Source organism: Halorubrum ezzemoulense DSM 17463 (assembly GCF_002114285.1).
Lineage (GTDB): Archaea > Halobacteriota > Halobacteria > Halobacteriales > Haloferacaceae > Halorubrum > Halorubrum ezzemoulense.
This window is the reverse complement of record NZ_NEDJ01000039.1, coordinates 1-22,783: the sequence shown is the minus strand read 5'-3', so window position 1 is coordinate 22,783 and position 22,783 is coordinate 1. Positions and strand designations below refer to the sequence as shown.

23 protein-coding genes are annotated in these 22,783 nt (G+C 72.5%); 10 read left to right on the top strand and 13 right to left on the bottom strand.

Annotated elements, in window-relative coordinates:
• The first annotated feature begins 47 nt into the window (after positions 1–47).
• Positions 48–518 carry a Rieske (2Fe-2S) protein gene (locus B9H04_RS11395; RefSeq protein WP_049932353.1) on the top strand — a complete coding sequence of 157 codons (471 nt, stop codon included), beginning with the start codon at positions 48–50 and terminating at the stop codon, positions 516–518.
• A 38-nt stretch (positions 519–556) separates the two neighbouring features.
• Here the strand turns inward: B9H04_RS11395 and B9H04_RS11390 are convergent, their stop codons facing one another.
• Positions 557–1,000 (bottom strand): DUF5788 family protein, encoded by a 444-nt coding sequence (locus B9H04_RS11390; protein ID WP_049932494.1) that lies wholly within the window; start codon positions 998–1,000, stop codon positions 557–559.
• 117 nt (positions 1,001–1,117) lie between these two features.
• Here B9H04_RS11390 and B9H04_RS11385 point away from each other — a divergent pair, with 117 nt between their 5' ends.
• Positions 1,118–1,912: a YkgJ family cysteine cluster protein gene (locus B9H04_RS11385; protein WP_085682718.1), complete on the top strand. Its 795-nt coding sequence runs from the start codon at positions 1,118–1,120 to the stop codon at positions 1,910–1,912.
• Between the two features lie 54 nt (positions 1,913–1,966).
• Here the strand turns inward: B9H04_RS11385 and B9H04_RS11380 are convergent, their stop codons facing one another.
• The 3 genes from B9H04_RS11380 to B9H04_RS11370 all read right to left on the bottom strand — a co-directional run bounded on the left by B9H04_RS11380 (position 1,967) and on the right by B9H04_RS11370 (position 5,704).
• On the bottom strand, positions 1,967–2,872 hold the full coding sequence (locus B9H04_RS11380; protein WP_049932357.1) for a dihydrodipicolinate synthase family protein: 906 nt from the start codon (positions 2,870–2,872) through the stop codon (positions 1,967–1,969).
• Positions 2,873–2,957: 85 nt separating this feature from the next.
• Positions 2,958–4,061, bottom strand: a complete 1,104-nt coding sequence (locus tag B9H04_RS11375) for a bactofilin family protein (RefSeq protein WP_049932358.1) — start codon at positions 4,059–4,061, stop codon at positions 2,958–2,960.
• Positions 4,062–4,099: 38 nt separating this feature from the next.
• A complete protein-coding gene (locus B9H04_RS11370; protein ID WP_080508598.1) occupies positions 4,100–5,704 on the bottom strand; it encodes a cytochrome P450 in 1,605 nt (534 codons plus the stop codon).
• 91 nt (positions 5,705–5,795) lie between these two features.
• Here B9H04_RS11370 and B9H04_RS11365 point away from each other — a divergent pair, with 91 nt between their 5' ends.
• Both B9H04_RS11365 and B9H04_RS11360 read left to right on the top strand, forming a co-directional pair.
• The gene (locus tag B9H04_RS11365; protein ID WP_049932360.1) at positions 5,796–6,452 is read left to right on the top strand and encodes a helix-turn-helix domain-containing protein; all 657 of its coding nucleotides are present in this window, start codon (positions 5,796–5,798) and stop codon (positions 6,450–6,452) included.
• Positions 6,453–6,567: 115 nt separating this feature from the next.
• Positions 6,568–6,978, top strand: a complete 411-nt coding sequence (locus B9H04_RS11360; RefSeq protein WP_049932362.1) for a TRAM domain-containing protein — start codon at positions 6,568–6,570, stop codon at positions 6,976–6,978.
• Between the two features lie 85 nt (positions 6,979–7,063).
• Here B9H04_RS11360 and B9H04_RS11355 read toward each other — a convergent pair whose 3' ends face one another.
• Entirely contained in the window at positions 7,064–7,783 is a 720-nt protein-coding gene (locus B9H04_RS11355) for a class I SAM-dependent methyltransferase (protein ID WP_085682717.1), read from the bottom strand.
• 133 nt (positions 7,784–7,916) lie between these two features.
• The gene (locus tag B9H04_RS11350; RefSeq protein ID WP_049932365.1) at positions 7,917–8,309 is read right to left on the bottom strand and encodes a PPOX class F420-dependent oxidoreductase; all 393 of its coding nucleotides are present in this window, start codon (positions 8,307–8,309) and stop codon (positions 7,917–7,919) included.
• A 151-nt stretch (positions 8,310–8,460) separates the two neighbouring features.
• On the opposite strand from B9H04_RS11350, the gene B9H04_RS11345 reads away from it, so the two are divergent.
• The 4 genes from B9H04_RS11345 (at position 8,461) to B9H04_RS11330 (ending at position 11,073) form a co-directional block, all read left to right on the top strand.
• Positions 8,461–8,733, top strand: a complete 273-nt coding sequence (locus tag B9H04_RS11345; RefSeq protein WP_008004753.1) for a MarR family transcriptional regulator — start codon at positions 8,461–8,463, stop codon at positions 8,731–8,733.
• 103 nt (positions 8,734–8,836) lie between these two features.
• Complete coding sequence (locus B9H04_RS11340) at positions 8,837–9,925, top strand: glycosyltransferase (protein WP_049932367.1); 1,089 nt, start codon at positions 8,837–8,839, stop codon at positions 9,923–9,925.
• A 46-nt stretch (positions 9,926–9,971) separates the two neighbouring features.
• Complete coding sequence (gene hisF, locus B9H04_RS11335; protein WP_049932368.1) at positions 9,972–10,790, top strand: imidazole glycerol phosphate synthase subunit HisF; 819 nt, start codon at positions 9,972–9,974, stop codon at positions 10,788–10,790.
• Positions 10,791–10,884: 94 nt separating this feature from the next.
• Positions 10,885–11,073 carry a DUF7511 domain-containing protein gene (locus B9H04_RS11330; protein ID WP_049932369.1) on the top strand — a complete coding sequence of 63 codons (189 nt, stop codon included), beginning with the start codon at positions 10,885–10,887 and terminating at the stop codon, positions 11,071–11,073.
• A 298-nt stretch (positions 11,074–11,371) separates the two neighbouring features.
• On the opposite strand, the gene B9H04_RS11325 is transcribed toward B9H04_RS11330, so the two are convergent.
• Complete coding sequence (locus B9H04_RS11325) at positions 11,372–13,540, bottom strand: glycoside hydrolase family 15 protein (RefSeq protein WP_085682716.1); 2,169 nt, start codon at positions 13,538–13,540, stop codon at positions 11,372–11,374.
• 104 nt (positions 13,541–13,644) lie between these two features.
• Here B9H04_RS11325 and B9H04_RS11320 point away from each other — a divergent pair, with 104 nt between their 5' ends.
• Complete coding sequence (locus B9H04_RS11320) at positions 13,645–15,939, top strand: alpha-amylase family glycosyl hydrolase (RefSeq protein WP_085682715.1); 2,295 nt, start codon at positions 13,645–13,647, stop codon at positions 15,937–15,939.
• A gap of 118 nt (positions 15,940–16,057) precedes the next feature.
• The gene (locus tag B9H04_RS11315; RefSeq protein WP_049932374.1) at positions 16,058–17,119 is read left to right on the top strand and encodes a TrmB family transcriptional regulator; all 1,062 of its coding nucleotides are present in this window, start codon (positions 16,058–16,060) and stop codon (positions 17,117–17,119) included.
• Between the two features lie 94 nt (positions 17,120–17,213).
• Here B9H04_RS11315 and B9H04_RS11310 read toward each other — a convergent pair whose 3' ends face one another.
• The 6 genes from B9H04_RS11310 to B9H04_RS11285 all read right to left on the bottom strand — a co-directional run.
• Entirely contained in the window at positions 17,214–18,302 is a 1,089-nt protein-coding gene (locus B9H04_RS11310) for a DUF7551 domain-containing protein (protein ID WP_085682714.1), read from the bottom strand.
• Between the two features lie 24 nt (positions 18,303–18,326).
• Positions 18,327–19,151, bottom strand: a complete 825-nt coding sequence (locus tag B9H04_RS11305; RefSeq protein WP_049932378.1) for an FAD-binding protein — start codon at positions 19,149–19,151, stop codon at positions 18,327–18,329.
• 175 nt (positions 19,152–19,326) lie between these two features.
• Positions 19,327–19,503 (bottom strand): hypothetical protein, encoded by a 177-nt coding sequence (locus B9H04_RS18725; protein WP_169514834.1) that lies wholly within the window; start codon positions 19,501–19,503, stop codon positions 19,327–19,329.
• Positions 19,504–20,685 carry an ABC transporter substrate-binding protein gene (locus B9H04_RS11295; RefSeq protein ID WP_049932380.1) on the bottom strand — a complete coding sequence of 394 codons (1,182 nt, stop codon included), beginning with the start codon at positions 20,683–20,685 and terminating at the stop codon, positions 19,504–19,506.
• An 84-nt stretch (positions 20,686–20,769) separates the two neighbouring features.
• Positions 20,770–21,681: an ABC transporter ATP-binding protein gene (locus B9H04_RS11290; protein WP_049932382.1), complete on the bottom strand. Its 912-nt coding sequence runs from the start codon at positions 21,679–21,681 to the stop codon at positions 20,770–20,772.
• Positions 21,682–22,783: FecCD family ABC transporter permease (locus B9H04_RS11285; protein ID WP_139835078.1), on the bottom strand; the 1,102-nt coding region annotated here is incomplete at its 5' end. It abuts the gene before it with no gap.

Sequence of the window (22,783 nt, the reverse complement as noted above, 5' to 3'; positions counted from 1 at the left end):
GCCGGGGAACGCGCAACGTTCAAGCCGGTCGCCGGCCTCCCACGGACATGGACGAGAGCCGCCGGATCGCCGGCGTCGAGGAGGTCCCGGAGGAGAGCACGCTGCTCGCGACGCTGCGCCCTGTCGACTCCGAGGCGGTCGACGAGGGCGAGGGCGACCTCGGCGAAGGCGAGGACGGCGCGCCGGAGGTCGAGGCGGTCCTCACCCGGGCCGCGGGCGAGGTACGCGCGTTCCGGAACTACTGCCAGCACTGGACGGACGTGCGCCTCGACAAGGACGACGGGGCCTTCGTGCGCAACGGCGAGGTGTTCTGCCAGAAGCACGGGGCCACGTTCGAGGCCGACGGCGGCTACTGTAACTTCGGGCCCTGCGAGGGGGCCGTCCTCGAGTCGGTGGGCGTCGCGGTGGCGGACGACGCGGTGTACCTCGACGACGACGCCTACGAGTTCGTCCGACTCGGCCCCTCGGCCGGGAAGGGCGACGGTAGCGGCTCGCGGATCGACTTCACCGGGAACTGAGCCCTCGGCCGGCGAGCGCCGCCGCCGCCGCGCCCCGATCAGAAGCGCGTCCGACCGCCGCCGCCGGCGTCGTCGCGGCCGAGCGCCTTCTTCAGGAAGTTCATCCAGCGCTTCCGGTCCGCGGCCTCCTGCCGCTTCGCTTCCGTCTCCGGATCGGGGGCGTCGAGCCCCTCCAGCGCCTCCAGCGCGCGGTCGATCCCGATGATCGACGACGCCAGCGCCTCGCCCTCCTCGTAGCTCACCTCGTTCTCCTCGATCGGTTCGAGCCGGTCGAGGCGCTCGCGACGGAGGTTCCGCTTCGCGCGGTCGACGCGGTCGCGCTCGCCGGGCGGAATCGAGTCGCGGCGCTTGATCTCGAAGACGAACGACCGGAGGTCGATCGCCTCGCCCTGGATCTCGATCGACTCCGGGATTTCGACGCCGACCGTCGAGGACTCCCGGTTGACTCGTTCTAGGAGCTGTTTTCGCTCGTACTCCTTCACGCCCCCTCGGTAGGCAGCGGCCGCACTTCGCTCCTTCGCCCGGAGCGCGCCTGCCACCGAGTCGCCCCGGTGATCGGAAGGGACGAGGTTAACCGCGAGGCGTCGCAACGGGGGCGTATGGAACCGCTCGAAGCCGAACTCGCCGCCGCCCGCGACCTCGACGTCGCCGATCTCGCGGACGCCATCGAGTCCATCGGCTTCGAGTGTACGCGCTGTGGCGGCTGCTGTACCGGCTACGCCCCCGACGAGCCGGGCGGTGCGCCCGCGGGTGAGGGAGTCGACGAGACCGAGTCGGGCTGTCGCGACGGTGCCGGTTCCGAGTCGGGCTGTCACGACGACGACGGCGACCGCGAGCCCCACACCGCGACCGTCTTCCCGGACGGGGTCCGCCGGGTCGCCGACGCCGCCGAAGCGGAGTCCGGCGAGGCGTACGACTGGCGCGACGTGGCCCGACCGATGCCGTTCGGGCTGGAACCGGACGCCGACGGCGAGCCGCGCGGCGAGACGTTCGAGTGGGCGCTCGCGACCGACGGCTGCGGCGACTGTACCTTCTACGAGGAGTCGGACGGCGAGGGCGCGTGTACGGTCCACGACGCCCGGCCGCTGATCTGCCGGACCTACCCGTTCAGCGTCGCCCTCAACGGGACGAGCCAGCCGATGGGCGAGGCCGTCGACGAGGCGGGCGTCGTCCGCGCCCACGAGTGCGAGGGGCTCGGCCGCGACATCTCCCGCGATGACGCCGAGGAGCTGGCCGCCGCATTGAAAGAGCGCGCGGTGCGCGAGCTGGAGGAGGCGATCGGCGTCCGCGACGGCTACGACCCGACCGCCCGCGAGCGGACCGACGGCGATGTCGTCGTCTTCGACTCCGAGGGCCCGAAGGCGGCCGACGGGACACTGATCGGCGACGGGTAGCGGGCGAGGTGCGGGCGCGGGCGCGGTCGTTCGGAGGGCCCGTCCGCAGCGTTCTCAGACCACGTCCAGCGCCGCGTCCACGTCCGCGCGGATCTGCTCGCGCTCGGCGTCGTCCGGGAGCGTGAGCGGCGGCCGGACGCGGGGGTCGGGGACGAACCCGCGGTGCGCGGCCGCGACCTTCGTCGCCGGCGCGAAGCCGTGGTCGGCGCAGCGGGCGAAAAGCGGCGCGACCGCGCGGCGATGGCACGCAAGCGCGCGGTCGTCGTCCCCGTCGCGGATCGCCTCGGCGAGCGCGACGAATACCTCCGGGATCACCTGCGAGAGGGCGTGTATCCCGCCGTCGACGCCGATGCTCGCGCTCGGGTAGAGCTGCGCGTCGACGCCCTGGAACACGGCGAAGGAGTCCGGCGTCGCGGCGACCTTCGCTTCGAGGTCGGTGAGGTCGCCGGTCGTGTCCTTCATGCCGACGACCGACTCGCGACGCGCCAGGCCGGCGAGGGCGTCGAGGTCGATCGACTCGCCGACCGTCGCCGGGATGTCGTACAGGAGCACCGGGAGCGGGGCGTCGTCGACGACGGCCTCGAGGAACGCCCGCTGGCCCGCCGGTTCGGTCGACGCGTGGTAGTACGGGAGGGTGACGAGCCCCGCGTCGGCCCCGGCCGCCGCGGCGGCCGACAGGTGGTCGCGGACCCGGGAGACCGCGGTGTCGGCCGCGCCGGCGATCACCGGGACTCGGCCGTCGGCCGCGTCGACGACCGCCTCGACCACGGTCCGGCGCTCGCCGTCGGAGAGGCTGGCGAACTCGCCCGTCGTCCCGCAGGGGACCATCCCGTCGAGCCCGGCCTCGACGAGCGCGTCGACGTGGTTCGCGAGGGCATCGGCGTCGACGCCGCCGTCGGCGTCGAACGGCGTGACGATCGGGGGCGACACGGCGGCGCGCGGGAGGTCCATCTCGTCCATGCGCCCCGGTTCGACGGGGTGAGAAAAAGTCCTTGCCGCCGCGGAGGGGAGCGTCGGCGTCGAAAGCGCGACCTGGACCGCGCCGTCAGTCGACGCTCACTGCCCCCGGATCGGGGTCGGTTCCGCGGTCGCGACCGCGGTACCCGTCGTACAGTCCGAGCCCGAGCGAGCCGAGCCCGAGGAGTAGGACGAGCAACTCCGCGATCCCGCCGACCCACGGGACGAGCCCGATCAGCGCGACCGCGACGACGCCGACGAGCAGGGCGAGCCACCGGCTCGGGCTGCCGAGCCGGCCGAGGATCAACGAGCCGAGGGCGTACTGTCCGTAGACGGACCCGACCCAGATCGCGACGCCGTAGGCCGCGAAGCCGACGAGCGCCAGCGGGAGCCCGACGATCGTGATCGCGAGGAGCAGGAGGGCGACCGGGGCGACGACGAGCGCGAGGATCCCGACCCCGCCGCTGACGAGCGGGTCGGTGCCGACGCGGTCTCCGACTCCCCGAGAGAATCGGGGGAACGCGAACAGGAGGACCGCACCCAGTACGAGGTTGGCGACGGCGCCGTAGACGGTGCCGACCCACGAGGGCAGGAAGTCACCGCCGCCGGCGATCCCGCTCCCGCCGCCGTCGCCGAGGCTCGGGTCCTCCACGACGCCGCCGGCGACCGACGCGTCCGGACTCCGGGTGAACGTCTCGGCGTCGTACCGGAACTCGCCGTCGACGGCCGCGTTCGGACCGAGGACGACCGAGTCGGCGCCCGCACGGACGTCGCCGCCAACCGCCCCGTCGACCGTTATCGAGCCCGCGCCGACGTCGAGCGAGCCGTCGATCCGCCCGGACTCCGTCAACTCGAAGGAGCCGGCCCCGACCTCTGCGTCGCCGCCGACCGTCCCCTCGACGACGACGGTCCCGGCGGCGGCCTGAACGTTCCCGCCGACGCGGCCCGTCTCGGCGATCCGGATCGACCCGGCCGCGCCGGAGACGTCCCCCTCGACGGTGCCGCGCACGACGATCGTCGCGGCCACGGTCTCGACGCCGTCGACCGTCTCGCCCTCGGCGATGACGACTGACCCGGAGGGGCTCTGTACCGACTGGGCCGCCGCGACTCCCGTCGCGAGCGGCGAGAGGAGCGCCACCGCCGCGAGGACGAGGGCGATCCGACGGCGCGTGCTGCTGTCTGAGCGGACCATACGCGAGGAATCTCTGTCGAAGTACATATGTGTATTTGTCAACTGGTATCGGACGGCTCGTTCGCGTCGAGCGGTTCCTCCAGCGTGCGAACGCGGACGCGGACCGGTCCGTCCGGTCGCGTGTTCACGCTCGCCCGCACCGAGAGGTCGGTCGTCACCGGCTCCAGCCGCAGCCGCCGGAGCAGCGTCGCGGTCGCGAGTCGGAGCTCCTGTCTCGCGAAGCGCATCCCGATACAGTGTCGCGGGCCGCCCCCGAACGGGAAGTACGCGTACTCGGGGCGCTCACCGACCGCCGGACCGGGAGCCTCGTCGCCGTGGACGGGCCCTCCCGCCTCGTCGCCGTCGGCGGGTCCCGCCGCCCCGTCGCGCAGCCAGCGCTCGGGGCGGTACGCGGTCGGGTCGTCCCACCACCGCCCGTCGCGGTGGACCGCCCACGGCGAGAGCGTCACGACGACCCCCGCGGGGACGCGGTACCCCCCGAGCCTCACCGCCTCGGTCGGCTCTCGGAAGAAGGTGTGGACGGGCGGATACAGCCGGAGCGCCTCGTCGACGGCCGCGGTCAACGCCGGGCACGCCCCGAGGTCGGCGGGGCGGGGGTCGCCGTCGAGCGCCGCGACCTCGCGCCGGACCCGCTCCTGAAATTCGGGTCTGTCGGCGAGACAGTAGAGCGCGTACGTGAGCCCGAGCGCGCTCGTCTCGTGGCCGGCGAACAGGAACGTCACAGCGTTGTCGACGAGCCGGTCGTCGTCCATCGCCCCGAGCTCCGCGGCCGCGACGAGCGTGCCGAGGAGGTCGTCCGCGGCGCCCGGGTCGGCGGGCGGGCCGGCCGCGCGGCGCTCGGCGACGAGCGTTCGGATCGTCGACCGGAGCGCCCCGATCCGCCGCCGGTACCGACGGTTCGCCGGGGTCGGCACCCATTCCGGGAGGAACGAGGTCATCCGCCCGGTGTCGAACCGCTCGGTGACGCTCTCGGCGGCCGCCCGCACGGTCTCGCGCTCCCGTTCGACGTCGCTCCCGAGCAGGCTCTCGGCGAGGACGGCGAACGCGTAGTCTGTCGCCGCGGCGTGGACGTCGACGACTTCGCCGTCGTCCCACTGCGCCGCCGCGCGGCGCGCGTGGTCGACCATCGCGTCGCCGTACTCGGCCACCCGCTCGCGGAAGAACGCGGAGCGTACGGTCGTCCGCTGCTCCCGCCAGTCATCGTCTTCCGCGAGGAACAGGCCGTCGCCGAGGAGCCCGCCGAGCCGGGATCGGGGCATCTCGCCCTTCTCGTACCGGTCGTGGTCGTCGACGAGCACTCGGCGGACGGCCGCGGGATCGGTGACGAGGTAACTCTCCGTCCCGAACACGTCGTACCGGACGACGCCGCCGTGGGCCGCGGCGCGGCGCCCGTAGAAGCCGAGCGCGTCGCTCGCCAGTTCGTGGACGTTTCCGAGCAGCGGAAGCCCCCCGGGCGCCGGCGGACGCGGCGCGTCGGGTTCGGCGCCGGCGCCGCGCTCGGGCAACGGACCGGAGCCGTCGGCGCCGCGATCGGTCGCGGGGCTGGAGCCGTCGGCGCCGCGATCGGTCGAACGACCAGCGTCGTCGGCGGCGCGTCTCGGCGGCGGTTCGGCGTCGTCGACTCGCGTCGGCTGCTCGCCCATACGGATCGATCCGCGGCGCGGCGGACTGAGTCTTGGCACGCATCTGTCCGTGTATTTTAACAGGAAGCGACCGGCACCGCGTGAGTGACCCATGCGCTACGTCCACGTCGACTTCGAGTTTCCGCCGGGAGTCAGACACCCGATGCACGACTTCCTCGACGGCGGCGACGACCGGCGGAGCGAGCTGGTGACGTGGCGGCGGCTGCCCGACGAGACGCTTGCGACGCTGTTCCGGGTCGCGGCCCCGCGCGAGCGGTACCTCGACCGGCTGCGGGATATCGCCGCGATCGAGCGGTTCGAGACGTCTCCCGGCGAGCCACCCTTCTACCTCAAGGCGTACGAGCGGCTGGGCGGGCCGACGGAGACGTTCCTCGACGCGTTCGTCGACACCGAGTTCCTCTCGGTCCCGCCCGTCGTGTTCCGGCCGGCGGGCCGGCTGTCGTTCGGACTGGTCGGCCCGCCGGAGCAGCTGCGCGACGCGCTCGCGGCCGTGCCAGACCGGATAACCGTCGAGGTCGATCGCATCGGGTCGTACGGGGGCGGGCGACGGCTGGCCGGGGTGCGACTCACGGAACGCCAGCGGGAGGCGCTGCGGGCCGCGAACCGCGTCGGCTACTACGAGGTCCCGCGGACCGGATCTGTGGAGGACGTCGCGGCGGCCATCGACTGCTCGCCGTCGACCGCGGGCGCACACCTCCGGAAGGCCGAGGCGGCGCTGGTCGACGCGTTTGTTGGCCGGTGGGAGTAGCGTCGCGACGCGCGACGGGTATATCCGGTCCCGATCGCGACGCGGGTCGATCCGGCCTGACTGTGTCGGCGGTACAACTATACTGGCCCGCGACTAGCCTTCGATGGAGTCTACTATGGAAATCTCCGAGAAGCTCCTCTGTCTGTTCAGCGCGGAAGTTCGCGAAACGGACGACGGCGAGTACGTCGTCGACGTCCCGAACCGAGAGATCGACGCCGGATCGCTGGAGCCCGGCGAGACGTACCGCGTCGCGCTCGTCGCCCGCGACGGGACCGAGGCGTCGGCTGGCGACGCCGACGAGACCGCCTCGCAAGCGGACGACGGGCCGCAGCCCCCGGTCGAGCCGGGTGAGATGCGGTACGTCGAGATCGAGGACCTCGGCAAGCAGGGCGACGGGATCGCCCGCGTCGAGCGGGGGTACGTGATCATCGTCCCCGACACCGAGGTGGGCGAGCGCGTGAAGATCGAAGTGACGGAAGTGAAGTCCAACTTCGCCGTCGGCGAGGTCGTCGAAGAGGCCGGCTGACCGGCGGCGAAGCGGGGAAGTGCCCCGGTGAAAACGAGACGGCAGGCCGCGGTGTCGTCGACGGGACAGGCCTGGCGCGTCGCGCTCACTCCTCGTCCGTCACCCGAGCGTCCCAGTACGACACCGAGGCGACGTAGTCGCCCGGAATCGTGTCGCCCGCGAGCTCGTCGAGGACCCGGAACGGCCTCGCGACCGGGCCGGGGAGTTCGCGGTAGAAGCCGTACGGTAACACGAAGTCGTGTTCCTCGTTCGCGAGCGTGAGACCCGCCTCGCCGAGCATCGCGGCCACCTGTCGCTCCGAGTAGAGCCGCGAGCCCATCGGGAGCAGCCAGGTGTACAGCGTCCGCAGGCTGCGGCTGTTGAACGTGTCGAAGAACACCTGAGCGCGGCTGACCCGGCGCAGTTCCTCCGCGAACGGGACCGGGTCGTCCATCAGGTGGAAGAAGCGCATTGCGACGACCGTGTCGAAGTGGTCGTCCGGGAACGGGAGCCGCGAGGCGTCGCCGCGGAGGAACTCGACTGCGTCGGCGTGGCCGGCGGCGGCGACCTTCTCGCGGGCCTGTTCGAGCATCTCGCGGGAGACGTCGAGGCCGACCACGTCCGCGCCCTGGTCGGCGAGCATCGTCGTGAACCGTCCGGTGCCGCAGGCGACCTCCAGCACGCGGTGGCCCGGATCCATCGGCCCCAACGCGGCGAGGACGGCCTCCTTCTCCCGGCGGTCGATGAGCCGCCCGCCTCCCGAAAAGCGGACGTCGTCGTACTCTTCGGCGACCTCGTCGGCCTGGTACCAGTCCTGTCCCTTCACGTTGTCCGTGATGAACGCCGGACCGACAAAACCGTACTGGATGCGGTCCGGCGCCGACCCCGGTGCGGTCGGTCGGCTTCGACGCGACGGCGGTCGGGGCGAGCGCTCGAACGTTCGCCGAGAGCCCGGACTGTCAGCCGCTCGTGGCGACGTTCTCGGCCGGAATCTTGACGATGACTCGCGCGCCCTCCTCCTCGTCGTGGTGGGGGTACTCGTCGACGCCGAAGTACCGACGCGCGAGCTCGTCGATGTGTTCGCGCGCGCCCTCCTCGGTCAGCTTGGCCTCGCCGCGGACGGAGACGTACCGGTACGGGTCGTCGGGGTCGAGCACGCTGACGCCGACCTTCGGGTTCTCGCGGACGTTCCGCTCCTTCTGCCGCCCGCGGGCGGTGTTCACGAGGACGTACTCGCGGTCCTCGTGGTCGACCCACACCGGCGTCACGTGCGGGAGGCCGTCCGGCCCGACGGTCGCGAAGTGGGCGTACGACTCGGCTTCGAGGATGTCGACGTGAGACTCGGGGATCACGGGGTGAATGACGGGCCGCCCCCGGAAAACTCGCCTGATCGATCGTCTATGATAGCCCGGTGAGACGTGATATTAACACATTATATTATCACAGGCGGATTCCCCTATATGTAGCCAACCTTTACCACTACCCGTGGGATTCGTGTGAGACATGAGTACCAGTCCCGCGGAGACCGCTGACCAAGACCGCCTGTCCGAGTCTGAGTACCGCGACCGCCTGCGCGAGCTCCCCCCGAGCGCGAAGCTCGTGGCGAAGGTGCTGGAAGGGGACGCCCCCCTCTCGCAGGGCGGCCTCGCCGACGAGTCGCTGCTGCCCGACCGCACCGTCCGCTACGCGCTCAACCGCCTCGAGGAGGAGGGTCTCGTCGACTCGCGGTACAGCTTCAAGGACGCGCGCAAGCAGGTGTACTACCTGACCGTCTGAGCGGCTCGCGCGCCGTTGCCCCCGGCCCGCGATCGGTTCGGAGCCGACGCGGACCGGACACACACGCAGTCCTTTTTACCTCCTCGCCCCGATAACGAGACGTATGGACCTCTCGGTCGTCGTCCCGACGCTCAACGGCCGGGACCGGTTGGCCGCCTGCCTCGACGCGCTGGCGGCCGACGCGCCCGACACCGAGGTGATCGTCGTCAACGGGCCCTCGGCCGACGGCACGACCGGCATGGTTCGCGACCGCGACGACGTCGACGTGTTGGTCGAGATCTCCGACCGAACGGTGAACGTCGCCCGCAACGCCGGCATCGAGGTTGCGACGGGCGACGCGGTCGCGCTGGTCGACTACGACAACCGGATCGAGCCGGGGTGGCGCGACGCGGTCGACGACGGCCTCGACGCGGCGCCCGTGGTCTCCGGGCCGGTGACGCCGATCCCGCCGGGCGGGACGAGCGCCGCGGAGCCGGGAATCGAGGCGGACGCGGTGGAGTCGGGGGGCGGGACCGACGCCGCGAAGACCGGGTCGGCCATTCCGGACGTCCCGGACGCCGGCGACCGGAGCGCGCCTGAGCGTAGCCGGATCGCGGGGCAGAACGTTACCTACTTCGAGAGCGGGAACGTCGCGTTCCGGCGGGACGCCCTCGACGAGCTCGACGGCTTCGACGAGTACCTCCGGGTCGGCGGCGCGCGCGACGCCGCGCACCGGCTCGCCCGCATGGACCGCGAGGTGGCATGGCGGCCGGGACTCGCCGCGCGGGAGGAGCTCCCGACCCCGACCGCGGCGGACGGCGGACGCAGCGCGAGCGAGTGGGGCTGGAAATACCGGGGGCTCGCCTATCGGCTGCTGAAGAACTACGGCGCCCGCCCGACGGCCCTCCTCCGGACCGGGTCGCACGCGCTCGCCGACGCGGTTGCCGCAGCAAAGGACGTGGTCCGCGGCGAGTCGACCCCCACGCGGTGGGCCGCGACCGGGCGCGACGTACTCTTAGGCCTCGCCGGCGGGACCTCCGACGGGCTGGTCGCGCGGCGCCGGGATCGCGGCCCCGCCCGGAACCCGAACGGCATCTCGACGCGGGCCGACCGCGCCGTCGCGAAGTACGACCGGCGGGCGGAGCGGGACCGCGGCGAAACGGAAGGAGCGGAGGACGGCGGCGAGCGGGCCGCGATCGACGACGCCGAGTGAGCCCCGCGCATTTTAACCGAGGGCGCGGTCAACGAACCGACAACGAATGGGACTCACGAAGCGTATCATCCCCTGTATCGACGTCGACCTCGACGAGGACGGCGACGCCGCGGTGTACACCGGGGTCAACTTCGAGAACCTGGAGTACACCGGCGACCCCGTCGAACTGGCGAAGAAGTACAACGAGGCGGGCGCCGACGAGTTCGTCTTCCTCGACATCACCGCCAGCGCCGAGGGGCGCGAGACGATGCTCGACGTGGTGAACCGGGTCGCAGACGAGTGTTTCATCCCGCTGACGGTCGGCGGCGGTATCCGCACCAAGGCGGACATCAAGGAGACGCTCCGGGCGGGCGCGGACAAGGTCTCGATCACGACCGGCGCATTGGAACGCCCGGCGCTCATCGAGGAGGGCGCGGCCGCGTTCGGCAGCCAGTGTATCGTCATCTCCGTCGACGCGCGGCGGCGGTACGACGACGCCGGCGAGCACTTCTACGAGGACGAGGATGGGGAGACGGTGTGGTTCGAGTGTACGAAGAAGGGCGGCCGCGAGGGAACCGGGATCGACGCCGTCTCGTGGGCGAAGGAGGCCGAGGAGCGCGGCGCGGGCGAGCTGTTCGTCAACTCCATCGACAAGGACGGCACGAAGGACGGCTACGACATCCCCCTGATGAAGGCGGTCGGTGAGGCCGTGTCGACGCCGCTCATCGCCTCCTCCGGCTGCGGGAGTCCCGAGGACATGTACGACGTGTTCACCGAGGCGGACGCCGACGCCGGCCTCGCGGCCTCCATCTTCCACTTCGGCGACTACTCGATCGCGGAGACGAAGGCGTTCCTCGACGAGCGCGGCGTGCCGGTCCGGCGCTGAACGCGGCCGGTGCGACGCTAACTACGGTCGTAGTTTCTATTTTTCACCGATTGAAACCAACAGCTATTATCCGACCGCGAACCAAGCGTAACGTATGTCCACGTCCACGTCATCCGCACGTGTTCGCGACGGGTCGCCGGAACTCGTCTGTAAACGGACCGACGACGGCGACGGCGGCGGCGAGGTGACGTTCTTCGAGCGGGACGTCGACCCTGACGAGCGGACCACCCGGTGGATCACGGTCCGGGAGGAGGACTGCGTGCCGCGTGACGACTGGCGATAAGCGGCTTTCGTCGTCCTTGTGTCTTTACTTATAACCCGCTGTCACCGGAGCGACTGCGATCACCCCGGAGCCCCAGCCGATCGCATAGCAGTCGTGAGTTGACGACCGACGGAGGCGACCTCCAAAGCTCCGCCCCGCACAGCGACCACACCTCACGCCTCCCCAGCCTCGTCAGTCGCCTCCGCTTCGCTCCGGCGACTGACTCCCTCGCACGCGCACCTCGCGGCCGCCGGTGGCGGCCGCTCGGCGGCGCGCGCCGCTCCGCAGATCTGATGTGTAAATAGTCGCCGGGGTTCGGTCAGTCGTCCGCGGTCGCAGCGTCGGCGAACTGCGGCAGTTCGTCGTCGAGCAGCGCCACCGTGGCCAGTCGGATCGCGTGCGGCCAGCCGAGCGGCGTCGCGCTGTCGGGCGTCCCGTCGTCGAAGTACTGCTCGGGGAGGTACGTCGTCGGCTCACAGAGCGACCCGCCGGGCGAGACGTGCGCGAGCAGGTCGCGGGCCCGGGCCGTCATCTCCGCGGCGCGCGGGTCGTCGTGCGCCGCGAGCAGCGCGGCGAGCTCCGCGCAGGCGTTCGCGCCCCACGCGGTCGAGACCGTCCACACCTTCTCCGAGAGCTGGTCGGCCCGCCGCCAGCCGTCGCCCTCGTACCGGATCAGGCCGGCGATGTCGTCGGTCTCGTGGGAGAGGCCGTCGACGACCGTCTCGACGTGCGAGACCAGTCGGTCGAGGCGCTCCTCGTCGACCGCGCCGCCGGCTCCGGACCCGTCGCCCGCCGCGCCGAGCGCGTCGAAGGAGCGGTGCGCGGCCGCGGGTCCGAGCGTCGCCGAGTCGAGCCGGTCGTCGATCCCGCCGTCGAGCGTCTCGCGGACGGCGTAGCAGCCGCGCTCGGGGACCCAGAGGTCGTCGAGCGCGTCGTACACCTCGCGGGCCCGGTCGCGGGCGTGCGCGGCGAGGTCGTCCGGGAGCGACGCCGCGCCGGGGACGGCGTCGGGGTCGTCGAGCGCGTCGACCGCGAGCCCCGCGCCGTGGCGGCCGAGCTCGCTGTACGCCTCGAGGAACGTCGCGGCGGTGTGGGCGAACCGGCCCGCAGAGTCCTCCCACGCGTTCTGACAGACGACCGGGCGGCCGTCCGGTTCGAGCGTGCGGTCGAGCCCAGCGAGCGCGGCGACGAGGGTCGAGTCGAGCCCCTCGACGTCGACGCCCGCCTCGCGGGCCCGCGCGAGGTACGCGACGACGCTCCCGGTCTGATCGGCCTGATAGTCCACGTCCGGCCCGTCCTCGATGCGAGCGTTCGCCCACCCGGGGGCGAGCGCGCCGTCGCGGGGCCACACCCGGTGGGGCCACGAGCCGTCGGGCCGTTGGGTGGCAACGTACATTTCGGCGGACCGCGCGTGCCAGTCGCCGAGGTCGAGGTCGACCGCGTCGGCGGCCCCGAGCAGGAAGCCGGATATCTCCGCGTCGTCGCGGAACCACGTGTAGCCGTAGCCGCCGGAGTGCTCGTAGTACGGGTCGAAGTCGGGGCCCGCGATCCGGAGCCCGGACGGCGCGGAGAGCAGCGAGAGGACCCGGAGGTCCGCGACGACCGACTCGCGGGCGGGAGCCGACTCGGGGACGGCTGGGAGCGCGTCCGCGGCCGCGTCCGCGAGCGCGTCGACGTCGTCGTGGTCGGCGAACAGCGCGTCGAGGCGCTCGCGGGCTGCCTCGCGGTCGGTCTCCGCGCCGTCGGTCAGGAGCGTGGCGACCGTCGCGACCCCGTCGTCGAACGGCACGTCGGCGATCACCTCGCCGGAGAGGCGCTCCTCCTCGTACCGGTCGCCGTCGCGGCCGCGCGGGAGCTCGGTGGGGTCGTCGGCGAGCAGCTCGGGGAACGTGGTCGGGAGCTGGCCGCGGAGGTCGGCGAAGCCGGTTGCGCTCGCGAGGAAGTCGTGCTCGTCGGCGTGGTACACCTCGACGGCGTCGTCGTAGCGGAGCTGCCCCACGCGGTCGTCGCGGCCGTCCGGCGCGAAGCGGGCGTAGACGACGAGCGACGCGTCCGCGGGGTCGACGGCGGCCCCGTCGTCGCCCCCGTCTTCCGCGCCGTCGTCCCCGCTGCTCGCGCCGTCGAACTCGACCGCGGCCCGCGTGAGGTGCGCGTCGCCGAGCGTCACGTCGTGGCGGGTGACCGTCGCGCGCGGCGTCTCGTGGACCGTCTCGACCAGCGCGGTGTCGCCGACGTACCGCTGCGTCGTGTCGGCCTCGTCGAGCCACGTGACCTCGTCGCCGACGGCGAGCCCGATCCGGGACCGAACGAGCCCGGTCCGACCGGTCAGCGGGTAGCCGAAGTCGCGGAGTTCGCCGTCGTCGCCGACGTGGACGAGTCGACCGTCCCCGCCCGAAAACCGGCCGGAGACGGTGCGCCGCTCGCCGGGGAAGCGCGTCCCGTCGCCGGCGTGGCGCTTGTAGTCGTCGAGCGCGTCGCGAAGCTGCATTACGCGAACACACGCCGCCGCTGCGTATGAAGCTTTGGTGTAATTATTGTTCATGCGTTTGCCGAACGGAAACCCTCAAATCGCGCCGCGCCGACAGGCGGGTCGTGTACGAACCCGGCCCCCCGCGAACGACGAGCGTCGGCGAGTCCGTCGAGCTGGCGGCGCGGTCCCCGGACGCCGACGGCACGTACCGCTGGCGCGTCCGCGACGCGCCCGCCGACAGCGCGCTCTCCGCTGGAGACGGCCCGGACCCGGACGCGACCGGCCCGCCGAGCACGGCGACGGCAGCGGGTTCGGCGCCCTCGACCGCGGTGTTCCGCGCGGGCGAGACGAGCCGCGACGGCGACCCGGTCGTCCACCTCGCGCCCGACGCTCCCGGCACGTACGTCCTCGTGCTCGACGCGCCCGACGGGACGCACCGACAGCGCGTCCGGGCCTTCCCGGACGAGCGACGGGAGACGGAGAGCCGCGTCCCGGCCGCCGACATCCCGACGGACGGCGACGACGAGGTCGACCGCGTCTCCCTGCTGTGGCCCCACAACGAGAACCGACTCGGGCTCGACCGGGCCGAGCGCGACGGCGACGAGTGGGTCGCGACGGTGCGGGTCCCGCCCGGACGCCACGGCTTCGGCTTCGTCCCCCACGGCGACCGCTCGGCGGCGTACCACGGCGACTGCGAGGTCCCTGGCCCCGGGCGACCGCGGATATCGCTCGACGCGGCCGTCGTCGAGGGCGACGGCCCCGAGGAAAGTGACCGGCTCCGCCTGACGGCCGAGATCGAGCCCGCGCCCGCCGTCGACGACGTGGAGCGCGCCGGCGATCCGGACGCCCTCGACGTGACGTTCCTCGTCGACGACCGCGACGCCGACCCGGAGACGGTGGCGGCGATCGAGTCGCGCGCCGACGGCCGGACGCTCTCGGTCCCGCTCGACGAGCTCCCGGACTCGGTCCGGATCCGCGCGGCCCCGCACGGTGAGCGGTACGGGGCTGCGGAGACGGTGCGGGTGGAGACGGACGCGAGCGACGGAGACGCTGCGGAGGCGACGGCCGCGTCGGTCGCGGTCACCGACCCGAACCCGACGCCCGAGTGGGCCGAGTCCCCGACGATCTACGAGGTGTTCGTGCGGTCGTTCGCGGGCGACACGCTGCCGACGACGTTCGCGGAGATCGAGCGCCGAGTCGAGTACCTCGACCACCTCGGCGTCGACGCGCTCTGGATCACGCCCGTCCTCGCCTCGCCGACGGACCACGGCTACCACGTCACCGACTACTACGACACCGCCGCGGACCTCGGCTCGCGCGAGTCGTTCGAGTCGCTCGTCGACGCCTGCCACGACGCCGGCATCCGGGTCGTCTTCGATCTAGTGATCAACCACACCTCCCGCGACCACCCCGCCTTCCAGCTCCACTCGGCCGGCGTCGACGCGTACGCGGACCACTACCGCCGGACCGACGCGGCCGCCGACGTGACCGGGATCGAGTGGGCCGAACTCGACGGGGGCTCGGCGCCCGACTACTACTTCGAGTGGGGCCGCATCCCGAACCTCAACTTCGACAGCCCGGCGGTCCGCGGGTGGCTCCTCGACGTGGTCGACGAGTGGGCCGGCGTCGTCGACGGCTTCCGCGCCGACGTGGCGTGGGGCGTCCCGCACGGCTTCTGGAAGGAGGTGGCAGACCGCGTGCCGGACGACACGCTGCTCCTCGACGAGACGCTGCCCCACGACCCCTTCTACGGCGAGGGGGAGTTCCACCGCCACTACGACACCACGCTGTACGAGACGCTCCGCGCGGTCGGCGCGGGCGAGGAGCCGGCCGACGCGGTCGAGGCCGCCCTCGCGCGCGGCGAGTGGCTCGGCTTCGACGACGGCCGCTCGCAGATGCGGTACGTCGAGAACCACGACGAGGACCGCTACCTCGCGGAGTACGGTCGCGACGCGCTCCGCGCCGCCGCCGCGGTGACGTTCACCCTGCCGGGGGCGCCGATGATCTACGCCGGGCAGGAGCGCGGCAACGAGACGTACCGCGGGCCGATCCGGTGGCACGACGGTGACAACGATCTCACCGACTTCCACCGGCGGCTGGTCGCGCTGCGCGGGGCCGAACCGCTCCTCCGCGACGGCGACGTGACGTTCGAGGGTCGCGCGGCCGACGTGCGCGTCGTCGAAGGGGACGCGGAGCGGGTGACCGCGTACGAGCGGACGCCGGCGGGGGGAGACGGGAGCGAGGCCGATCCCCTGCTCGTCGTCGTCAACTTCGCGACGGAGCCGGCGACCGTCGCCGTCCCCGACGGGGTCGAGACGGACCTGCTCGGCGACGGAAGCGCGGTGGACCGCGACGGCGGCGGCGACGGCGATGCCGGGGTCCGGGTCGCGGTCGACGCCGCCGCCGTGCTCCGGTGACCGGTCGACGCCGCCGCCGTGCTCCGGTGACCGGTCGCCGTCGCCGTCGCCGCCGTCGCGGAGCGGCGAAGCCGCCCGGTACCGACTCCTATAAGTGTCGCTCGCCAGAGGCGTGCGTATGGACGACCGGACGCTGACCGACCTCCTCCGTCGCTTCGGACTCTCTGATAAGGAGGTCGACACCTATCTCAGTCTGCTCGAACACGGCGAGGCGAAGGCGAGCACCGTCGCCGACGCGGCGGGCGTCTCGAAGCGGTACGTCTACAGCGTGAGCGAGTCGCTGGCGGAGCGCGGCTTCGTCGAGGTGAACGACCACGTCGTGCCGACGACGATCCGGGCGAACCCGCCGGACGAGGTGATAGACCGGCTCCGGTCGGACGTGGACGCGATGCGACCCGGGCTCGCGGAGCGGTACTCCCGCGTGGAGCGCCAGGCCGAGCAGTTCGAGGTGATCAAATCGCGGGTCACGGTAATCAAGCGGATCCGGTCGCTGCTCGCGGACGCCGAAAGCGAGGTGACGCTCTCGATCACCGCGAAGCAGCTCCCCGAGGTGCGCGAGGCGCTCGCCAACGCGGTCGACCGCGGCGTCCTCGTCCTGCTCGTCGTCTCCGACGCCGACGCGAGCCTCGACGCGGACGACCCCGCGCTGTCGGGCGTCGCGAACGTCGTCCGGACGTGGAGCGAGGCGATGCCGACGCTGCTCACGGTCGACTCCGCGGCCGGTGTCGTCTCCCCGCCCGAGCTCCTCCGGCAGTCGACCACCGACCGACAGGCCATCGCCTTCGCCCAGGAGCAGCTCGCGCCCGTGATCGTCGGCTCCTTCCTCGGGAACTACTGGCCCGCCGCGACCGAGATGGCCGTCGCCGAGCCGGCGCCGCTCCCGGTCGAGTACACCGACTTCAGACACACCGTCCTCCAGGCGACCCTGCGGCTCCGCGCCGGCGACCCGCCGCGGGTGACCGTCGGGGGGCGGTGGACCGACGACGACGAGGCGGCCGAGATCGTCGGCCGCGTCGTCGAGACGAAACAGGGGATGGTGGAGCCGAGGAACAACGAGTTCCCGGTCGAGCACTCGCTCGTCGTCGAGACCGACGACGGCGAGGTCACCGTCGGGGGACAGGGCGCGTTCGTCGAGGACGTCGAGGCGGACCTCGTCCGGATCGAGTCGGACGAGGAGTAGGGCGGCGACGCGGGGTTCCGGAGGGCCGGGACGCGGACGCCGAGACGCGGAGATCCGGAACACGCGGCGGAGCGACGCGTCCTCCCGGCGGCGGTCAGCTCTCCGAGGGAACCGACGAGCTCGACGGGCCGCCGTCGAGGGAGGGAGCGTCCGGATCGACCCTGAACCAGCAGTCTGAACCGGTCGCGTCGCCGCCGCCCCCGAGCAGCGCCACGCCGGCGAGCCGACCGCGCGGGTCGCGGCGGCACACCTCCAGCGCCACCGGCAGCGTCGGGACGCGGCCGTCCGTCGGAGACAGCGCGTACCCGGAGACGCGGACGGTCGCGCCGCGATCGGCCTCGGCGGCCCGGTCGGGGTCGTCGGCGCGTTCGGAGCCGCCGACGCGCTCGTAGTCGTCGACGAGGCCGACCGCCGCGAGCCGGTCGAACGCGGCCGCGACCGGGTCCGCGGCCGGCGTCGGCCCGGGGTCCGAGAGGCGCTCGGCGGCCGCGGACAGCACCGTCGCCTGCGCCTCCGGATCGAGGTGGCGGTCGAGCGCTATCGCCGTCGCTTCGAGCAGGCAGAGACAGAGGTCGTCGGGGTCGGAGAGCCGTTCCGCGAACGCGAAGTACGCGTCCATCACCGCCGACTCGACGCGGTCGTGGCCCGCCGCGGAAAGCGCTTCGAACGCCGCCGCCGCCGCGGCGTGACAGAACTCGACGCGGTCGCGGCGCGGGCCCCGTCCGGGCGGTCCGGATCGGGTCGGTGCGTCGGGGTGCGGATCCGCGTCGCCATCGAGGGCGCTCCCGTCGCTGCCCTCGGCGTCGCGGTCGCCCTCGGCGGGACGGTCGTCGACGGCCTCCACCACGCGGTCGGTCAGCTCGTCGGCCGCGCCGACGTCGAGGTCGGGGACAAATCGGTCGAGGCCCGGGTCCCCGGTCGCCGTCCCGGTCGTCGGCTCCGCGAACTCCTGTCTGACGATCACGTCGTAGCAGGGGAGTTCGGGGTCGTACCGACGGAGCGTGTCGCGGTACTGCTCCGTCGCCCGGGCCGCCGCGCGGGCTGTCTCGCGGCCCTCGAAGCGCAGCCCCGCGGCCGGGACCGGCCGGTCGCCGTACCGCGCGCAGACGAGCGAGAACTCGCCGTCCTCGCCCGCGAGCGATTCGATGTGGTCCGCGATGTCGAGTAGCGTGGTTCCGATCACGGTTGGGTGGGTGGTCGCGTGCGGTCAGTCCTCCAGGCTCGGGTGCGTCTCCTGCGGGTCGGGGTGTGGCTCGGCGAACCGGTCGCGGGTCGCGTCGAGCGCGGCCGACTCCCGCGCCTCGCGCTCGGCGGCGGCGATCTCCTCGCAGCCCGGCGGCACGTCGCGGTCGCGGTCGGTGAAGTACCCCTCGGGCGCGACCCAGTCGTGGTAGAACGGCTCGTCGGACTCCTCCAACAGCGTCACGGCGACCTCCGCGCCGTGGCCCGCGCACACCGCCGCCTGATGGGGTTTGCGGGCGAGCCGTCCCGCGGCGTACAGCCCGTCGACGCCGGTCCGCCCGCGCTCGTCGGCGTCGACGTACGCCTTCCCGCGGTCGACGATATCGACGCCGTCGAGCTCCGTCAGATACCCCACCTCGTTCTTCGTCGCCGCGACGACCCGTCGGGCACCGATCCGGTCGCCCTCGTCGGTGGTCACGGCGAAGCGGGCGCCGTTCGCCGCGTTTCCGGCGTCGGCCGCGTCGGGGTCCCCGTCGGCGAGCGAGACCCGCGTGACCCGGGCGTCGAGCCGGTCCGCGCCGGCGGTCTCCGCCTGCTCGCCGAGCAGGTCCAGCAGGCGGCGCGGGTCGACGCCGAGCGGGAAGCCGGGGAAGTTCTCTAGGCGCGCGTTCCGGCGGAGGATCGACCCGCCCGGGTCGACGACGAGCGTGTCGAGCCCCTGCCGAGCGGTGTACACGGCCGCAGAGAGCCCGGCGACGCCGCCGCCGACGACGACCGCGTCGCGCTCGCGCGGGCGCTCGTCGGTCGGGCCGTCCGGGCCCTCGGCCGCTCCGGTCGCGCCCGCCGTCATCGCCCGCTCACCCGTCCACGTCCGAAGGCGTCGCCGGTCCGATTGCGGTTCGAGTCCATACCCGTTGACGCCGCCGCGACGAGATACGGCCTTCGGTCGCGGGTCGCGTCGCCGACGCGACCCGAGCGGGCCGAGGCGTCGATCGGGCGCGCCGGAGCGGCCGACGATCCCGCGGTCATCGGCGAACTCGGACCGGCCGCTCCGCGGCGATGAAGGGCTCGTCGCGGTCGGTCGCCGCGAACGCGATCCCGCCGCACTCGCCGCGCTCGACGCGCCACGTCGGCAGCGCGGGCACGTCGTAGTCGGTCGGGTCGCCGTACGTCGCCGCGACGGTCCACTCGCGGGCGCGCATCTACAGCTCTCCGTTGATCGCGTCGGCCACCCGTTGCCGGTCGAACAGCCGCTCGCCTTCGGGGATCTCCGGGTACGGGCCCTCCTCGTAGCGGGGCCACGCGCCGAACGCGTCGGGGTACAGCTGCTTCGCGGTCATCTCCAGCTGGAAGAGGTTCAGGATCGGTCCCTGATACCGCGCGCCCTGCGGGTGGATCCGGTCGTTCTTCACCGCGGTGACCTCCGAGCCGACGGGGTCCTCCTCGAAGGCGGCCCGCCGCCCGGCCATGTCGGTTCCGGGCTCGAAGCCGCCGAGGTAGAGGATCACGTCGGGGTCGGCTTCTAGTATCGTCTCGAAGTCGACGACCGTGCCGGACTCGACGCTCCCTCCGAAGGCGTCGCGCGGCCCGAGCGGGCGCGTGTGCGACGTGAGGAAGCCGGGGTTGCTCAGCGTGTACGCGTAGATCTGCTCGATGTCGGCGGCCGCGACCATGATCGCGGTCGGGCGCTCCGACTCCGGCGGGAGCCCATCGTCGATCGTCGCGAGGAGCTCCTCGCGGACGGCCGCGAGCGCCTCGTAGCGCTCGCGCTCGCGGAACGCCTCCGCGACGATTTCGAACTGCTCCCAGAGGCCGTAGTACTGGTACCCGTCGGCCCACTCGCCCGTCGGCTCCTGGTGGCGGTCGGAGAGGGAGTTGCCGAACCACGGCGAGACGCGCTCGGCGATCTCGTCGACGTCCTCGCGGCTCCACGCGTCCTGCCGGGTGATCCACGCCGGGTCGGCGAGGTGGACGTCGCTGTCGAGTTCGTACAGCTTCTCCTTGTCGGGCTGCCACGAGGAGTAGAGCCCCGACCAGTCGAGCGAGACGCCGGGGAGCCGCTCGACGAACTGGTTCCAGAGCCCGTCGTAGTAGTCCGGCGCGTGCATCGCGGTGAGCCCGTCGCTCCGTCCGAGGGCGAACGCCATGCCCGCGTGGTGAGTGAGCCGCGTGAACACCGTCTCGGGCGGCGACTCGAACGTCACCTCGCCGGTCGGCGAGATCGACGCGGCGTAACTCTCGTCGCCGCCGTCGGACCCCGACGGATCGGACTCCGCGCCGCCGCCGGCACAGCCGGCGAGTAGTCCGCCGAGGGCGACCGTCCCGCCGTACTTCGCGAACGCTCTCCGGGTGTGTCCGTCGACTGCCTCGTCGCTTCTGCGCATATTTTTAGGCCAGCCTAAACCAATTTAACGGTTCCGATCTTTAGGACGACCTAAAAACGTGTCGCTCCCCCGCACCGGTTCCGGTCACTCTTCGTGGCGCGCGCGGATCGGCGTGACTCGCGGCCCGCGGTCGGTGCCGACCACGTCGGCGTCGACGCGGAACACCTCGGAGAGCAGGTCCTCCGTGACGACCTCCTCCGGCGGGCCGCGCGCCCGGACTTCCCCGCCCTTGAGCGCGACCACGCGGTCGGCGAGCCGCGCGGCCTGCTCGATGTCGTGGAGGACGACGACCACGGTGACATCGCTCTCGTCGCGGAGCGTCTCGATTACCTCCATCACCTCCATCTGGTGGTGAAGGTCGAGGAACGTCGTCGGCTCGTCCAAGAGGAGCACGTCGGTGTCCTGCGCCAACGCCATCGCGATCCACGCCAACTGCCGCTGCCCGCCGCTCAGGCTCCCAACCTCGCGGTCGCGCAGGTGGCCGCAGCCCGTCAGGTCGATTGCGCGCTCGACCGCGCGAGCGTCCTCCTCGGTCGTCCGCTCGAAGAACCCCCGGTGCGGGTAGCGACCGTGGTACACGAGGTCCTCGACGGTGATGCTCTCGGGCGACGTGCGCTCCTGCGAGAGCAGCCCGAGCCGCTTCGCGAGCGGCTTCGCGTCCATCGACTGGACGTCGCGCCCGTCGAGCAGGACCGAGCCGTCGTCGGGCGCTATCTGGTCCGCCAACCCCTTCAGGAGGGTGCTCTTCCCGGAGCCGTTCGGCCCGACGAGCGCCGTCACCGCGCCCGGCTCGGCCGCGATCGACTCGCCGTCGATCACCGGCTCCGGGGCGGTCGGGTAGCCCACCACGAGGTCCTCGGCGTTGAGGTCGCTCGCGTCGGTCGCGTCGCCGGCTCCTGTCTGTCCGGTCCCGTCGCGCGGGCCGTTCACGCCGCGCGTTTCGGTCTTGCCGCTCGATCCCTCCGGTTCGGTCGCGTTCGCACGGAATATGGACACTCAGAGCTCACCCACGTTCTGCCGCCGCCGCATCAGATACAGGAAGTACGGGCCGCCGACCAGCCCGGTGACGATCCCCACCGGGATCTGTGCGTCCGCGCCGGTTAGGACGCTCACCCCGAGGCGCGCGCCGACGTCGGCGCCGACCATCAGCGCCGGGCCGACGAACAGGCAGCCGACGATCACCCGCTTGTAATCGCTGCCGACGAGGTTCCGGACCACGTGCGGGACGATGAGGCCGACGAAGCTCACGATCCCCGCTACCGCGATGCTGGCGGCGGCCGCCAGCACGGCGACGCCGGAGAGCGCGAACCGGACCCGCTCGATCGACATCCCCAGCGACTTCGCCGTCTGCTCGCCGAGGAGGAGGAGGTTCAGCTGCCGCGAGCCGACGAGCGACAGCACGACCGCCACGAGCGTCCACGGGAGCGCGGTCCGGACCTGCCCCCAGTCGGTCCCCGTCAGCGACCCCGTCGTCCACTGGATCGCCGACTGGACGACGCCGATGTCGTCGGCGAAAAAGAACAGCCCCGTCTGGAGGCTGTTGAAGACGGTCCCGACGATGACGCCCGCGAGCACGAGCCGGACCGGGCTCGTCCCGTTCTTCCACGCGATAGCGTAGACGATCAGGAACGCGACCGATCCGCCGAGCGCCGCGATCAGCGGGAGGAACGCCGAGAGCCCGCCGAACACGACGAGCGTGAGCAGGATGGTCAGCCCGGCGCCCGAGGAGACGCCGAGGATGAACGGGCTCGCGAGTTCGTTGCGCGTCACCGCCTGGAAGATGGCGCCGGAGACGGCGAGGTTCATCCCGACGACGACGGCGACGAGCACTCGCGGCAGGCGGATGCTCCAGACGACGAGCGTCTCGCGCGCGAGCTCCGGCAGCTCGCCCCGGAACCCCGTGACCGCCCGCATCGGCTCCTCGCCGAGGAGGAAGTTGAGGAACCACCGCGGGTCGAGCAGGACGGCCGGGTCGAGGACAGCCCGCCACGCCTGCTCGACCGTCATCGAGTATGCCCCGAAGCTCACCTGAACGAGCCCCGCGAGGACGACTATGAAGAGGCTCACCGCGGCCACGGTCGCGAGCCGCGGCTCGAAG

Bases quoted from the DNA above. Each gene is read 5' to 3' on its own strand.
- B9H04_RS11340 (WP_049932367.1), top strand. From the start codon at position 8,837: ATGGACCTCTCGGTCGTCGTCCCGACGCTCAACGGCCGGGACCGGTTG.
- B9H04_RS11360 (WP_049932362.1), top strand. From the start codon at position 6,568: ATGGAAATCTCCGAGAAGCTCCTCTGTCTGTTCAGCGCGGAAGTTCGC.
- B9H04_RS11380 (WP_049932357.1), bottom strand. From the start codon at position 2,872: ATGGACGAGATGGACCTCCCGCGCGCCGCCGTGTCGCCCCCGATCGTC.
- B9H04_RS11295 (WP_049932380.1), bottom strand. From the start codon at position 20,685: ATGCGCAGAAGCGACGAGGCAGTCGACGGACACACCCGGAGAGCGTTC.
- B9H04_RS11325 (WP_085682716.1), bottom strand. From the start codon at position 13,540: ATGCAGCTTCGCGACGCGCTCGACGACTACAAGCGCCACGCCGGCGAC.
- B9H04_RS11395 (WP_049932353.1), top strand. From the start codon at position 48: ATGGACGAGAGCCGCCGGATCGCCGGCGTCGAGGAGGTCCCGGAGGAG.
- B9H04_RS18725 (WP_169514834.1), bottom strand. From the start codon at position 19,503: ATGCGCGCCCGCGAGTGGACCGTCGCGGCGACGTACGGCGACCCGACC.
- B9H04_RS11385 (WP_085682718.1), top strand. From the start codon at position 1,118: ATGGAACCGCTCGAAGCCGAACTCGCCGCCGCCCGCGACCTCGACGTC.
- hisF (WP_049932368.1), top strand. From the start codon at position 9,972: ATGGGACTCACGAAGCGTATCATCCCCTGTATCGACGTCGACCTCGAC.
- B9H04_RS11315 (WP_049932374.1), top strand. From the start codon at position 16,058: ATGGACGACCGGACGCTGACCGACCTCCTCCGTCGCTTCGGACTCTCT.
- B9H04_RS11375 (WP_049932358.1), bottom strand. From the start codon at position 4,061: ATGGTCCGCTCAGACAGCAGCACGCGCCGTCGGATCGCCCTCGTCCTC.
- B9H04_RS11330 (WP_049932369.1), top strand. From the start codon at position 10,885: ATGTCCACGTCCACGTCATCCGCACGTGTTCGCGACGGGTCGCCGGAA.
- B9H04_RS11345 (WP_008004753.1), top strand. From the start codon at position 8,461: ATGAGTACCAGTCCCGCGGAGACCGCTGACCAAGACCGCCTGTCCGAG.
- B9H04_RS11365 (WP_049932360.1), top strand. From the start codon at position 5,796: ATGCGCTACGTCCACGTCGACTTCGAGTTTCCGCCGGGAGTCAGACAC.
- B9H04_RS11305 (WP_049932378.1), bottom strand. From the start codon at position 19,151: ATGACGGCGGGCGCGACCGGAGCGGCCGAGGGCCCGGACGGCCCGACC.
- B9H04_RS11370 (WP_080508598.1), bottom strand. From the start codon at position 5,704: ATGGGCGAGCAGCCGACGCGAGTCGACGACGCCGAACCGCCGCCGAGA.